The sequence below is a fragment of the Caballeronia sp. LZ029 genome, assembly GCF_031451275.1.
GTDB lineage: Bacteria > Pseudomonadota > Gammaproteobacteria > Burkholderiales > Burkholderiaceae > Caballeronia > Caballeronia jiangsuensis.
Window position 1 is genome coordinate 2,905,321 of the sequence record NZ_JARUXO010000001.1, and the last position, 13,490, is coordinate 2,918,810.

12 protein-coding genes are annotated in these 13,490 nt (G+C 63.3%); 3 read left to right on the plus strand and 9 right to left on the minus strand.

Annotation, left to right across the window (positions count from 1 at the left end; translation table 11 throughout):
• Position 1: 1 nt before the first annotated feature.
• From gudD to garL, 4 genes are all read right to left on the minus strand, one after another.
• Positions 2-1,342: a glucarate dehydratase gene (gudD, locus tag QCE73_RS13715; RefSeq protein WP_309881644.1), complete on the minus strand. Its 1,341-nt coding sequence runs from the start codon at positions 1,340-1,342 to the stop codon at positions 2-4.
• Positions 1,343-1,373: 31 nt separating this feature from the next.
• Positions 1,374-2,711 (minus strand): MFS transporter, encoded by a 1,338-nt coding sequence (locus QCE73_RS13720; RefSeq protein WP_404989752.1) that lies wholly within the window; start codon positions 2,709-2,711, stop codon positions 1,374-1,376.
• 374 nt (positions 2,712-3,085) lie between these two features.
• Entirely contained in the window at positions 3,086-3,994 is a 909-nt protein-coding gene (locus QCE73_RS13725; protein WP_309882011.1) for a 2-hydroxy-3-oxopropionate reductase, read from the minus strand.
• A 45-nt stretch (positions 3,995-4,039) separates the two neighbouring features.
• The gene (gene garL, locus QCE73_RS13730; protein WP_309881646.1) at positions 4,040-4,825 is read right to left on the minus strand and encodes a 2-dehydro-3-deoxyglucarate aldolase; all 786 of its coding nucleotides are present in this window, start codon (positions 4,823-4,825) and stop codon (positions 4,040-4,042) included.
• A 381-nt stretch (positions 4,826-5,206) separates the two neighbouring features.
• On the opposite strand from garL, the gene QCE73_RS13735 reads away from it, so the two are divergent.
• The gene (locus QCE73_RS13735) at positions 5,207-5,908 is read left to right on the plus strand and encodes a FadR/GntR family transcriptional regulator (RefSeq protein ID WP_309881647.1); all 702 of its coding nucleotides are present in this window, start codon (positions 5,207-5,209) and stop codon (positions 5,906-5,908) included.
• A gap of 369 nt (positions 5,909-6,277) precedes the next feature.
• Here the strand turns inward: QCE73_RS13735 and glmS are convergent, their stop codons facing one another.
• The 5 genes from glmS to QCE73_RS13760 all read right to left on the minus strand — a co-directional run bounded on the left by glmS (position 6,278) and on the right by QCE73_RS13760 (position 11,865).
• Positions 6,278-8,095, minus strand: coding sequence for a glutamine--fructose-6-phosphate transaminase (isomerizing) (gene glmS / locus QCE73_RS13740; RefSeq protein ID WP_309881649.1), 1,818 nt, complete (start codon positions 8,093-8,095; stop codon positions 6,278-6,280).
• Between the two features lie 82 nt (positions 8,096-8,177).
• Positions 8,178-9,539 carry a bifunctional UDP-N-acetylglucosamine diphosphorylase/glucosamine-1-phosphate N-acetyltransferase GlmU gene (glmU, locus tag QCE73_RS13745; protein WP_035511074.1) on the minus strand — a complete coding sequence of 454 codons (1,362 nt, stop codon included), beginning with the start codon at positions 9,537-9,539 and terminating at the stop codon, positions 8,178-8,180.
• 97 nt (positions 9,540-9,636) lie between these two features.
• Positions 9,637-10,596 carry a tRNA 2-thiocytidine(32) synthetase TtcA gene (gene ttcA, locus QCE73_RS13750; RefSeq protein ID WP_250482726.1) on the minus strand — a complete coding sequence of 320 codons (960 nt, stop codon included), beginning with the start codon at positions 10,594-10,596 and terminating at the stop codon, positions 9,637-9,639.
• Positions 10,593-10,994 (minus strand): dihydroneopterin aldolase, encoded by a 402-nt coding sequence (locus QCE73_RS13755; RefSeq protein ID WP_035511079.1) that lies wholly within the window; start codon positions 10,992-10,994, stop codon positions 10,593-10,595. Before QCE73_RS13755 ends, ttcA begins: the two co-directional genes overlap by 4 nt.
• A gap of 28 nt (positions 10,995-11,022) precedes the next feature.
• Complete coding sequence (locus tag QCE73_RS13760) at positions 11,023-11,865, minus strand: SDR family oxidoreductase (protein WP_309881652.1); 843 nt, start codon at positions 11,863-11,865, stop codon at positions 11,023-11,025.
• 13 nt (positions 11,866-11,878) lie between these two features.
• Here QCE73_RS13760 and QCE73_RS13765 point away from each other — a divergent pair, with 13 nt between their 5' ends.
• Positions 11,879-13,084, plus strand: coding sequence for an SAM-dependent methyltransferase (locus QCE73_RS13765; RefSeq protein WP_309881653.1), 1,206 nt, complete (start codon positions 11,879-11,881; stop codon positions 13,082-13,084).
• Between the two features lie 10 nt (positions 13,085-13,094).
• Positions 13,095-13,289, plus strand: coding sequence for a DUF2905 domain-containing protein (locus QCE73_RS13770; protein ID WP_035511085.1), 195 nt, complete (start codon positions 13,095-13,097; stop codon positions 13,287-13,289).
• Positions 13,290-13,490: the final 201 nt, after the last annotated feature.

Genomic DNA, 13,490 nt, shown 5'->3' on the forward strand with positions numbered 1-13,490 from the left:
CTCAGCGCACGAGGCAAGGCTTCTTGTTGTCGAACTTCCAGTTCGGGATCAGATACTGCATCGCGACGCCGTCATCGCGCGCGCCGAGGCCGTGCTGCTGATAGAGCGCGTGCGCCTTCTCCACTTCGTCCATATCCAGCTCGACGCCCAGGCCCGGCACTTCCGGCACCTTCACCTTGCCGCCGACGATCTGCAGCGGATCGCGCGTGAGGCGCTGACCGTCCTGCCAGATCCAGTGCGTGTCGATCGCCGTGATCTTGCCGGGCGCGGCAGCGGCGACGTGCGTGAACATCGCGAGCGACACGTCGAAGTGATTGTTCGAGTGCGAGCCCCACGTGAGACCCCAGTCGTTGCACATCTGCGCGACGCGCACCGAGCCCTGCATCGTCCAGAAATGCGGATCGGCGAGCGGAATGTCGACCGATTGCAACTGGATCGCGTGACCCATCTGGCGCCAGTCGGTTGCGATCATGTTGGTCGCCGTCGGCAGGCCGGTCGCGCGGCGGAACTCGGCCATCACTTCGCGGCCCGAATAGCCGTTTTCCGCGCCGCACGGATCTTCCGCGTAGGCCAGCACGTCGTGTTTGTCGCGGCACAGGCGGATCGCTTCGGCGAGCGACCATGCGCCGTTCGGATCGAGCGTCACGCGCGCTTCCGGGAAACGCTCGGCGAGCGCGCTGGCGGCTTCCATTTCAGCGTCGCCGGCGAGCACGCCGCCTTTCAGCTTGAAGTCGTTGAAACCGTAGCGCGCCTTCGCCGCCTCCGCGAGACGCACGACCGCTTCCGGCGTCAGCGCGACTTCGGTGCGCAGGCGCTCCCAGTCGTCGCGGCCATCCGCGCCGGATGCGTATTGCAGGTCCGTCTTGTTGCGATCGCCGATATAGAACAGATAGCCGAGCATTTCGACTTCATCGCGCTGCTGACCTTCTCCGAGCAGCGCCGCGACGGGCACGCCCAGATGCTGGCCGAGCACATCGAGCAGCGCGGCTTCGAGCGCGGTGACCGCGTGAATGGTCGTGCGCAGATCGAAGGTTTGCAGGCCGCGGCCGCCCGCGTCGCGATCGGCGAACGCGGTACGCACCTTGTTGAGCACGGCCTGCATGTTGCCGATCGATTGCCCGACCACGTAGGCGCGCGCATCGTCGATCGTCTTGCGGATGTTTTCGCCGCCCGGCACTTCACCGACGCCCGTGTTACCCGCGCTGTCCTTCAGGATCACGATGTTGCGCGTGAAGAACGGGCCGTGCGCGCCGGAGAGATTCATGAGCATGCTGTCGCGGCCGGCAACCGGCACGACGCGCAGTTCGGTGACTTTCGGAGTGGAATTGGCTTTCGTGGACATGAGCGTGATCCTGTGAGTTGAGCGAGTGATGTCAGTGCGCGCCGCGATGGATCGCGTGCCCGTCCCGCGAGTGGTCGGAGCGACGATTGCGCGTGAGGAAGGCTGCGGCAGCCGCGATCAGCGACGCGAATCCGAGCGCATACAAGCCGCCCGACACCGAACCCGTATGTTGTTGAAGATAGCCGAAAGTCGCGGGAGCGAAGAAGCCGCCGAGATTGCCGACCGAGTTGATGAGCGCGATCACGCCGGCCGCGACGCGCGCATCGAGGTATCCCTGCGGAATCGGCCAGAACAGCGACGCCGCCGCCTTGAAGCCGATCGCCGAGAAGCAGATCGCGACGAACGAGAGCACCGCGTTGCCCGTCGTCGATGCGAACAGGCCGCATGCCGCGATCACGAGCGCCACGGCGAGCCACGCCTGCTGGAAGCGCCAGCGCGCGGAGAGCAGCGCGAAGCAGTACATCGCGACCATCGCGATCATCCACGGCACCGCGTTGAACAGGCCGACCTGGAAATCGGTGAGGCCGCCCATCTTGCGGATGATCGTCGGCAGCCAGAAGGTCGCCGCGTAGATCGTGAGCTGGATCGCGAAGTAAAGGAAACAGAACAGCACGATCTGCGGATCCTTCAGCAGTCTGATCGCGGAGACGTGCGCGCTGCCGCTCGCGGCTTCGCGCTCGGCTTGTTCCGTCGTGATCGCCTGTTGCAGTGCGCGTTGTTCGCCGGCGCTCAGCCAGTGCGCATCGCTGATGCGCGATTTCAGCAGCATCCAGCTTGCGCCGCACAGCAATACGGAGAAGCCGCCTTCGATCAGAAACATCCACTGCCAGCCGTGCAGGCCGAAACCGCTGATCGACAGCAGACTGCCGGTGATCGGACCGGACAGCACCGACGCGAACGCCGAGCCGCCGAGAAAAATGGCGACCGCCTTGCCGCGCTCCTTCTGCGGCAGCCATTGCGTGAAGTAGTAGACGACGCCCGGAAAGAAGCCCGCTTCCGCGATGCCCAGCAGAAAGCGCAGCACGTAGAACGACGTGTCGTTGCAGACGAAGGCCATCGCCGCCGCGACGATGCCCCACGTCCCCATGATCCGCGTGAGCCACGCGCGCGCGCCGTACTTCTGCATCAGCACGTTCGACGGCACTTCGAAAAGCGCATAACCCACGAAGAACAGGCCGCTGCCGAGACCGTACGCCGCCGCGCCGATGCCGAGATCGGCCTGCATGTGCGAGTTCACGAAACCGACGTTCACGCGATCGATGTAGTTCGCGATGAACATGATGAGGAACAAGGGCAACACGTGGCGCTTGACCTTGGAGCTGGCCGATTCGAGCAGGTCGGCGGCTGGTGCGGCAAGAGGTGAATTCAAAAACGTCTCCCGATCGAATCATGTGGTATGTCGTCTGATGACATTCTATGACGACCTTCCTGTCCTGCCAATTGCGCGTTTACCCTTTTCTCTCTTGGCCTTTTAATACGGGCCTGTACCGTCGAACAACGGCGTAAAGCCCATTGCGCATAGATTTGAGCTAAGAGGTCTGATGACTCAAACTAAGCGGTCGTCCGATCACGGTTCCGACTGGTATGGACGCAAGAATGCGCACGCGAACATCGATCTCGCGTGGAGAAAGGAGCGTTATGGGGAAAGTTTGACGGCTTCGCGATCGGGCATGTCGCGCCAATCGGGAAGCGTCGAGACGGTGCTGCCGGCGCAAACCGGCAGCACCAAAGTTGCGGAAGAGCTTACTTCGCTTTTTGGCCGATCTCGTGATTGGCCATGATTTCGAGCGCGCGCACCATGCCCGAGTGATCCCACGCCTTGCCGCCGTGCGCCGCGCACGCGTTGAAAAGCTGCATGCAGTTCGACGTGTTCGGCAGCGCGACACCCAGCGCCTGCGCGGTCGCGAGCGCCAGATTCAAATCCTTCTGATGCAGTTCGATGCGAAAGCCCGGATTGAAGGTGCGCTTCGTCATGCGCTCGCCGTGCACTTCGAGAATGCGCGACGACGCGAAGCCGCCCATCAGCGCGGTGCGGACCTTCTCGGCATCGACGCCCGCTTTCGACGCGAGCAGCAATGCCTCGCCGACCGCCTCGATGGTCGCCGCGACGATCACCTGATTCGCGACCTTGCAGACCTGCCCCGCGCCGACTTCGCCGATCAGCGAGATGTTCTTGCCCATCATGTCGAAGAGCGGCTTGACCTTGTCGAAGGTCGCCTGCGCGCCGCCGACCATGATCGTGAGCGACGCGGCCTTCGCGCCGACTTCGCCGCCGGACACGGGCGCGTCGAGATAATCGGCGCCCTTCTCGCGCACTTTCGCGGCGAACTCGCGCGTGGCGATCGGCGAAATCGAGCTCATGTCGACGACGATCTGACCGCTCTTCAGCTTGCTGGCGACGCCGTTCTCGTCGAACAGCACGCGCTCGACGTCCGGCGTGTCCGGGACCATCACGAAGATCACGTCCGCCTTCTCGGCGACGGCGGCGGGCGAATCGCATGCCGTGGCGCCCGCGCCGGTGAGATCGGCGCTCACGCCGCTACGCGTGAATGCCGCGAGCTGGACGCCGTTCTTGAGAAGATTGGCCGCCATGGGATTGCCCATGATGCCCAGTCCGATGAAGCCTGCCTTTTGCATGTATCGCTCCTTGATGTCGATTTTCGGTATCCGTCCGGTCGAGGATAGCGCTTGTCGCGCTCACGCCGGGATGAAGTGTTTCCGGACGGCCTGTGCCGCGTTCCTGAGCATGCCGAGATCCGCGCACACGGCGACGAGCGTGCAGCCCATCGCGATATAGCGCTCGGCGTCCTCCTGCACGGGCGCGAGGATGCCGCTCGGCTTGCCCGCCGCGTGCGCGCGCTCGAACACGTGTGCGATGGCCGCCTGCACGTCGGGATGATTCGCGTTGCCGAGATGACCGTACGCCGCCGCGAGATCCGACGGACCGACGAACAGCGCATCGACGCCTTCGACCGCGATGATCTCGTCGATTGCTTCGACCGCCGCGCGGCTCTCGATCTGCACCGCGACGCTGATGTTGTCGTTCGCCACCTGGAAGTAGTTCGAAACCGTGCCGTAGCGATTGCCGCGATGCCCGACCGACACGCCGCGGATGCCCTGAGGAGGATAACGCGTCGCGGCGACGGCGCGCTCGGCCTGTTCGGCGTTATCGACGAAGGGGATCAGGAAATTCACGAAGCCCGCGTCGAGCAGCTTCTTGATCGCGATCGGATCGTTCGCCTGCGGGCGCACGACGGGCGCGCTCGGGCTGTCCTTCAGCGCCATCAACTGCGGGATGAGCGTGAGCGCGTCATTGGGCGCGTGCTCCGCGTCGAGCAGCATCCAGTCGAAGCCGACCACGCCGACGAGCTCGGTGACGATCGGGCTCGCAAGCGACATCCAGCAGCCGATCAGCTTCTTGCGTTCGCGCAGCGACGTTCGGAATGAGTTGGGCAGCGGTTGATACGGTGACGAAGACGGCATGATGCCTCCCTGTGAAGACGGCGATCTGATTGGAAAGCGGCACGTCCGAGAGCGTTATGTCATCAGACGTCTTAACACAGAGTACCGCTATTTTCGCACCAGACGACAGCGGCGTTAACCCTTATTTCCTTGTATTTCCGGCTTTTTGCCAAGCATTGGCCTTTCGCGCACTTATACGATGTCTTATTTCTAGGATGAATGCTCGCGTGCAGCTTGCCGAATTGACGGGAACGCCTGCGGGCGGGAAGATGTGTTGTCGGACATCCGTAAGCGCCGTCTCGTCGCGTCAGCCGGAGCTTTTATCCTAGGCGAAGCGAAGACGTCCGACAACGAAGCAGCATCGACCTCCACAAAATCACATTCAGACAGCAGCGAATACCAATGGCCAGTCTCACCGAAAAAGTCGTTGCAAGCTTGTTCGAGGATATCGAACGCGGCGTCCTCCGTCCCGGCGACAAGATCCCGACCGAAGTCGCGCTGATGAAACAGTTATCGGTGAGCCGTTCGGTCGTGCGCGAAGCGGTATCGCGCCTGCAGGCGGCGAATGTGGTCGAGACGCGTCATGGCGTCGGCACGTTCATTCGGGCGTCCGAGGATCGCGAAGCGGTGCGTCTGCCGGACGCGGATCTGTCCAGCCTTCTCGACATCATGGCGATCATCGAATTTCGCATCGATCTGGAAGGCGCGGCCGCCGCGCTCGCCGCCGGACGTCGCACGGATGCGCATCTCAAGCTGATCGCCGCGGCGCTCAAACGCTTCGAAGAGCAACTGACGAGCGGGAGCACGGATGTGCTGGAGCACGACGTGGAGTTTCACTTGCAGATCGCGCGTGCGAGCGGCAATCGCTATTTTTATGATGTGCTGAGCCAGATGGGACGCGGCGTCAGTCCGCGGACGAGACTCGGTAAAGCGGAGATTGCAGAGCTGGATCAGATCGAGCGCTTGCGCAACGTGCTCAGCGAGCACAAGGCGATCTATCAGGCGATCCTGCGTCAGGATCCCGACGATGCGCGTGCCGCGATGCGCATGCATTTGAGCAACAGCCGGGAGCGGTTGAGACAGGTGCATGCGGCGGCGGCTTGAACGCTGCGGTTTTGAGCAGTGCGGCCACGTTGCTTAAGTAAACAAAAGAGTTCGTATGTATACGTGGTAGTAGTTAACAAGGGCATCGCGGATCGGTGGATAACTTCCTATGCGCGTTTTGCGTCAGATGTTTACCGGATCAATAAGTCCGGTATTGCGCATCCGGTTTCGGACTGAACGTTGAACAACTTTCGCGCTCAAGCGACGGGCGGCGAGTTGTTCAGAAACCGCCAACAGTTAACGCGGTGAGGTGCCAACAAGGTTGTCCACAGGCGCCCTTTCACGTCGATGCTTTCATGCGTCGGCCAATCAAACAAAAAGCGCCTCCAAAGAGGCGCTTTCTCAGGCATCAGACTGGGCCTTAGCCCTTCACTCCACCGTAACCGACTTAGCCAAATTCCGCGGCTTATCGACATCCGTCCCACGCGCACACGCCGTGTGATACGCCAGCAACTGCAACGGCACCACATGCAGAATCGGCGACAGCGCCCCATAGTGCTCCGGCATACGGATCACATGGATACCATCCTCGCTGACGATGCGCGTATCCGCATCCGCGAACACGTAAAGCTCGCCGCCGCGGGCACGCACTTCCTGCATGTTCGACTTCAGCTTTTCGAGCAGCGTGTCATTCGGTGCGACCGTCACAACCGGCATCGCTTCGGTCACGAGCGCGAGCGGTCCGTGCTTCAGTTCACCCGCCGGATACGCTTCCGCGTGGATGTACGAGATTTCCTTCAGCTTCAACGCGCCTTCGAGCGCGATCGGATAGTGCAGCCCGCGACCGAGGAACAGCGCATTCTCCTTGCGCGCGAACTCCTCCGACCACGCGATGATCTGCGGCTCCAGCGCGAGCACGCTGTTCAGCGCCGCCGGCAAGTGACGCAGTTGCGTGAAATACGCGGCTTCCTGCTTCGCGTTCACATGACCGCGCATCTTCGCGAGCGTCACCGCGAGCACGAACAAGCCGACGAGCTGCGTCGTGAATGCCTTCGTCGATGCCACGCCGATCTCCGTGCCCGCGTGCGTCAGGAACGAAAACTCGGTCTGCCGCACCATCGCGCTCGTCGCGACGTTGCACACGGCGAGCGTGTGCTTGTGGCCGAGCGACTGCGCGTGCTTGAGCGCGGCGAGCGTGTCGGCGGTTTCGCCCGATTGCGAGATCGTGACGACCAGCGCCTTCGGATTCGGCACCGACTCGCGATAGCGATACTCGCTCGCAATCTCGACCTGCGTCGGAATCTTGGCGATCGATTCGAGCCAGTACTTCGCCGTCAGACCCGAGTAGTAGCTCGTGCCGCACGCGAGGATCAGCAGACTGTCGACGCCCGCGAACGCATCGCGCGCGCCGTCGCCGAAGAGGTTCGGATCGAACTGATCGGCTTGGGGGATCGTGTCGGTGATCGCGCGCGGCTGCTCGAAGATTTCCTTCTGCATGAAGTGGCGATACGGCCCGAGTTCCACCGCGCCGCCATACGCCGTCACCACGCGCACTTCGCGCTCGGCGGGCACGCCTTCACGATCGACGATCTTCACGCCATCGAGGCCGATCTCCACGACATCGCCTTCTTCCAGGAACGCGAAGCGATCCGTGCTGCCGGCAAGCGCGAGCGCGTCCGACGCGAGGAAGTTCTCGCCCTCGCCCACACCGACGACGAGCGGCGAACCCTGGCGCGCGCCCACGACCGTGTGCGGCTGATTCCGGTGCATCACGGCGATCGCATACGCGCCGTGCAGTTGCTTCACGGCCTCGCGCACGGTCTGGAACAGGTCGCCGCGATACATGCTGTGAATCAGATGCGCGATGACTTCCGTATCCGTCTGCGATACGAACTCGTAGCCCTTGCCCCTGAGCATCTCGCGCAGCGACTCGTAATTCTCGATGATGCCGTTGTGCACGAGCGCGACGGTATCGCGCGAGAAGATCGGGTGCGCGTTGTCGGTGACGGGTGCGCCGTGCGTCGCCCAGCGCGTGTGGGCGATGCCGGTCATGCCGCCGAGATTCGTATCGCGCACTTGCGCGTCGAGATCGGACACACGCGCGACGCTGCGCGCGCGGCGCGGCTCGCCGTTGCTCAGAACGGCCACGCCGCACGAGTCGTAGCCGCGATACTCGAGGCGGCGTAGACCTTCTACCAGCACCGAGACAATGTTACGTTGCGCTACCGCGCCGACAATTCCGCACATGGACGTTCATCCTTTGAAACTTGCATTCGAAAGCGCGGTGCTTGAGGCGCCGCGCGCGTTGGGCTGAGTCTTCTCGACAGCCTTACGACTTCTTCTTCACCGGGCGCTTGTAGCCCGCCTTGCTCACCTGCGTCTTCTCGTTCAAGACCAGTTCGCCTTCACCGACATCCTTCCACACCGTCGTGCCCGCCGCGATCGTCACGCCGCGGCCCACGCGCACCGGCGCGACCAGTTGCGTATCCGAGCCGACGAACACGTCGTCGTCGATAACCGTGCGATGCTTGTTCGCGCCGTCGTAGTTGCACGTGATGGTGCCCGCGCCGATGTTCACGCGCGCACCGATATCCGAATCGCCGATATAGCTGAGATGGTTCGCCTTCGAGCCGTGCCCGAGCACCGCGTTCTTCACCTCGACGAAGTTGCCGACATGCGCTTCGTCAGCGAGCTTCGCGCCCGGACGCAGCCGCGCATACGGCCCGAGCACGACGTTCGCGCCGGTCGTGCCGCCTTCGATATGCGTGTACGCATCCACACGCGTGCCCGCGCCGATCACGGCATCGCGGAGCACGCAGTTCGGGCCGATCGTCACGTTGTCCGCGAGCGTCACGCGCCCTTCGAACACGCAGTTCACGTCGATCGTCACGTCCGCGCCGCATTCGAGCGTGCCGCGCACGTCGATGCGCGCCGGGTCCATCAGCGTCACGCCGGCGTCGAGCAATGCGTTCGCGACGTTGCGCTGATGGATGCGCTCCAGTTCCGCGAGCTGAATCTTGCTGTTCACGCCGAGCGTTTCCCATTCGGCGTCCGGTTGCGCGGTGACGACTTCGACGCCCGCATCGATTGCGCGCTCGACCACGTCCGTCAGATAGAACTCGCCCTGCGCGTTGTTGTTCTTCAGCGACGCGAGCCACGTTTCGAGCGTGCGCGTCGGCGTGATCACGATGCCCGTGTTGATTTCCGCGATGCGCCGTTCTTCCTCGCTCGCATCCTTCTGCTCGACGATCTTTTTCACCTTCCCGGCCGCGTCGCGCACGATGCGCCCGTAGCCGGTTGGATCGTTCACGCTCACCGTCAGGACGCCGTAGCGCTCAGCGCCCGCGGCATCGATCAGGCGCTTGAGCGTGCTTGCGCGCGTGAGCGGCACGTCGCCGTACAGCACGAGCGTCGGCACCGATGGATCGAGCAGCGGCAGCGCCTGCTGCACGGCATGTCCCGTGCCGAGTTGCCTGTCTTGCAGCGCGAACTGGACGTCCGGCGCGCCGACGGCTTCGCGGACCTTATCGGCGCCGTGCCCGACGACGACGACGAGACGCGTCGGCGACAGCGTCCGGGCCGTGTCGATGACGTGCGCGAGCAAGGGCTTGCCCGCCAATGAATGGAGCACTTTCGGCAGGGCTGAGCGCATGCGCTTGCCCATGCCGGCAGCCAGAATCACGATGTTCATCGCAGGAAGCCTTACTGGGTATGACGAGCCGCCAATATATCACCCGGCTCTTTGGCGCAATGCGGCGAAACCCACGCTGCGCCTTATCGGATAAAGGTTACAGGTCGTCGAACTGCACAATTGAAACCGCGCCGGCCGATCCTGACGGTTCGCTTGCACACGGTTCCTCGTCGAACGCGATATCGCCCTGAGGATCGGCCTCGCCCGTCGCGCGCAGTCCCGCGAACGGGAAAAGTTTGCTGTCCATCAGATGCGACGGCACCACGTTCGACAGCGCGTTGAACATATTGTCCACGCGGCCAGGGAAACGCTTGTCCCATTCGCGCACGAGCGCCTTCATTTCCGCGCGCTTCAGGTTCGGCTGGCTGCCGCACAGATTGCACGGGATGATCGGAAATTCGCGCAGTTCTGCGTACTTCTCCAGATCCACTTCCTTCACATAGGCGAGCGGACGGATCACGACGTTCTTGCCGTCGTCGGATTGCAGCTTGGGCGGCATGCCTTTGAGCTTGCCGCCGTAGAACATGTTGAGCAGCAGCGTCTGCAGGATGTCATCGCGATGATGGCCGAGCGCGATCTTGGTCGCGCCGAGCTCGCCCGCCACGCGATACAGAATGCCGCGGCGCAGGCGCGAGCAGAGCGAACACGTGGTCTTGCCTTCCGGCACGAGACGCTTGACGATGCTGTACGTGTCCTGATTCTCGATATGGAACGGAATATCGAGCTTGCTCAGGTATTCCGGCAAAACGTGCTCAGGAAAGCCCGGCTGCTTCTGATCGAGATTCACGGCGACGATCTCGAAGTTGATCGGCGCGCGCTCGCGCAGACGCATCAGGATTTCGAGCATCGCGTAGCTGTCCTTGCCGCCCGACAGGCACACCATCACCTTGTCGCCTTCCTCGATCATGTTGAAGTCGCCGATTGCCTCGCCGACCTGCCGCACGATGCGCTTGTAGAGCTTGTTGTTCTCGTACGCTTCCTTCTGCTGGCGCTTCGTCAGCGCCTCGCGCGCGGGCTTCTGGGCCTCGGCGACTTCGATCGTGTCACGCGCGTTCATGCTCGTTCCTCTTTGATGCGGAAGACTTCGACGCCCACCGCGTCGCAGTCGGGATAGACGTCGGGCTTTTCCGTCGATACGGCCACCGCGCGCACATTCGGATGCGCGAGCAAGGCGGCGGCGACGTCGTCGCAGAGCGTTTCCTGCAAGTGGATGTGGCCCTGCTTCACACGTGCGGCGATGGTCGAGCGCATGAAGTCGTAATCGACGACCTCGGACAATTTGTCCGCGACGGGCGTCGACAATGCGAGCGGCACGTACAGCTCGACGTTGATCACGACGCGTTGCTCGCCGCGCTTCTCGAAGTCATGCACACCGATGTTGATGCGCACTTCGTAGTTGCGCAGAAAAAGCCGCCGGCAATCGGTCAGCCGGGGATGCGAAAGTGCGGCAAGCATGTGAGTTCCAATATTCAATAAGCGCGTTTCAAGGCGTGCGTGAGCCAAACATGTACATCACGTCGCGCGGGCTCGGCACGAGGTGCTGGCCGCCATCGACGACGAGCGTCGTGCCGGTCACGCCGTGCGCGTTCGCGAGATAGCACGCGGCCTGCGCCACGTCTTCAACCGTCGATGCGCGATTCAGCGGCGTCACGCGATGCGCCGCCTCGAACGACGCGGGCGTCTGCCCGGTGGAAATGAGCGTGAGGCCCGGCGCGAGGCCGACGACGCGCAGCTTCGGCCCGAGCGCCTGCGCGAGCGCGACGGTGGCGTTTTCGAGCGCAGCCTTCGTCAGCGTGTACGACAGGTAATCAGGATTCATGTTGTACAGCTTCTGGTCCAGCACGTTGATGACAACGCCGCGTTGCGCGTCGTCACCGGCTGCGGCTTCGGGCGTGATCTCGTGCAGCATGCGCGCGAGCGTCAACGGTGCGGCGACATTGACGGCGGTCATCTCCAGCAGTTTTGCGTAGCCGAAGTCGATGGCCGTGTCTTCGTCGAAACGCGACGCGCAGTTCACGACGCAGTTCAGCCCGCCGAACGTCTCGACGCACGCGGGCACGAGCCGCGCGACTTCGGCCTCGACACCCAAGTCCGCCTTCAGCGCGACCGCGCGCCGCCCGAGCGCCTCGATATCCGCGACGGTTTCCCGCGCTTCGTGCTCCGAGCCGCCATAGTGCACGGCTACGTCCCAGCCCTGCCGCGCGAATTCCAGCGCGACGCCGCGCCCGATGCGCTTTGCCGCGCCGGTCACGAGCGCGACGCGGGAACGCGGAACGGAACCGGAAGACGGTGAGTTGGCGGAAGAAAACGGCGTGGAAGCGCTCATTTACAATACTGGGATGAATCCGAATGCCAGACAAACCGATAGTTTACCTGCTCCGGGCGCCGACGCGCTCGCGCAATCCGAAGCGCTGACCGACCTGCTGCGCGGACGCATCGCCGCGGCGGGCGGCTGGCTGCCGTTCGACCGCTATATGGACCTCGCGCTGTACGCGCCCGGTCTGGGCTATTACAGCGGCGGCGCAATGAAATTCGGCCGCCGCGCGGAAGACGGCAGCGATTTCGTCACCGCGCCGGAACTGTCCCCCCTTTTTGCGACGACGCTCGCGCGGCCGGTCGCGCAGGCGTTGCAGCAGAGCGGCACGCGGCAAGTGATGGAATTCGGCGCGGGCACGGGCAAGCTCGCGGCGGGTTTGCTGACCGCGCTCGCCGATCTCGATGTGCCGTTCGACAGTTACGCGATCGTCGATCTGTCCGGCGAGTTGCGGGCGCGGCAGCGCGAGACCATCGAAAAGCAGGCGCCTGCGCTCGCTGCGAAGGTGACATGGCTCGACGCGCTGCCCGACGCGTTCGAAGGCGTCGTGATCGGCAATGAAGTGCTGGACGCGATGCCCGTGCGCCTCGTGGTGCGCAAGCTCGGCGCGTGGCACGAGCGCGGCGTTGTCGTGCTGAACGATCGCCTGACCTTCGACGACCGGCCGATCGCGCCGGATGCGCAAGTCGAACTGATCGATGCCGCCATCGACGACGCCAACGACGAGCCGTTCGCCGAGTACGTCACCGAAACGCACGAAGCCGCGCTCGCGTTCACGAAGACGGTCTGCACGATGCTCACGCGCGGCGCGGCGTTTTTCATCGACTACGGATTTCCGCGACGCGAGTTCTACCACGCGCAGCGCGCGACGGGCACGCTGATGTGCCACTACCGTCATCGGGCGCACGCGGACCCGTTTCTGTATCCCGGTTTGCAGGACATCACGGCGCACGTGGAGTTTACGGGCATCGCGGAGGCTGGCGTCGAGGCTGGCGCGGATCTGCTTGGATTCACGTCGCAGGCGCGTTTCCTGATGAACGCCGGCATCACCGATGTGCTTGCGGACCTCGATCCCGCCGACGTGAAGCGCTTTCTACCCGCGGCGAATGCGGTGCAGAAGCTGCTGTCGGAAGCGGAGATGGGCGAGTTGTTCAAGGTGATCGCGTTTTCGCGCGGCATTCCCGGTACGCTCGACGCATTCGCGACGGGCGATCGTTCTCACACGCTATGAGTGCGCGATCATGATCCGCTGGCTGCTCACGACGTTCATCGCGCTCGCGATTCTTTCCGGCTCGCTGCCGTGGCTGAAGAAGATCGGCATCGGGCGGCTGCCGGGGGATTTCACGCTGCGGATTTTTGGGCGGGAGTATTCGTTTCCGTTTATGTCGACGTTGTTGTTGTCGGTTTTGTTGTCGTTGATTGCGCGGGCGATTTGAGGGGTTTTTGGTTTTCGTTGGATCCCGTTGGCGTGGTGGTCTATTAGCGTTGCCCCTCCCCGGGGCGGGGGTCACTTTCTTTGCTGCTGTGTATAGACCGGGGACATGGTTGACACTTTCGTCGGGGACATGGTTGACACTTTGATCATCGTGTATCGGGCTGGTTCGGGTCAAACGTCATGAGTCGGTGATGCGCGAAAT

What these genes read in the sequence shown, in the direction of transcription:
- gudD (WP_309881644.1), bottom strand. Translation starts at nt 1,342, where the DNA reads ATGTCCACGAAAGCCAATTCCACTCCGAAAGTCACCGAACTGCGCGTC.
- garL (WP_309881646.1), bottom strand. Translation starts at nt 4,825, where the DNA reads ATGCCGTCTTCGTCACCGTATCAACCGCTGCCCAACTCATTCCGAACG.
- QCE73_RS13735 (WP_309881647.1), top strand. Translation starts at nt 5,207, where the DNA reads ATGGCCAGTCTCACCGAAAAAGTCGTTGCAAGCTTGTTCGAGGATATC.
- glmS (WP_309881649.1), bottom strand. Translation starts at nt 8,095, where the DNA reads ATGTGCGGAATTGTCGGCGCGGTAGCGCAACGTAACATTGTCTCGGTG.
- glmU (WP_035511074.1), bottom strand. Translation starts at nt 9,539, where the DNA reads ATGAACATCGTGATTCTGGCTGCCGGCATGGGCAAGCGCATGCGCTCA.
- ttcA (WP_250482726.1), bottom strand. Translation starts at nt 10,596, where the DNA reads ATGAACGCGCGTGACACGATCGAAGTCGCCGAGGCCCAGAAGCCCGCG.
- QCE73_RS13755 (WP_035511079.1), bottom strand. Translation starts at nt 10,994, where the DNA reads ATGCTTGCCGCACTTTCGCATCCCCGGCTGACCGATTGCCGGCGGCTT.
- QCE73_RS13760 (WP_309881652.1), bottom strand. Translation starts at nt 11,865, where the DNA reads ATGAGCGCTTCCACGCCGTTTTCTTCCGCCAACTCACCGTCTTCCGGT.
- QCE73_RS13765 (WP_309881653.1), top strand. Translation starts at nt 11,879, where the DNA reads ATGAATCCGAATGCCAGACAAACCGATAGTTTACCTGCTCCGGGCGCC.
- QCE73_RS13770 (WP_035511085.1), top strand. Translation starts at nt 13,095, where the DNA reads ATGATCCGCTGGCTGCTCACGACGTTCATCGCGCTCGCGATTCTTTCC.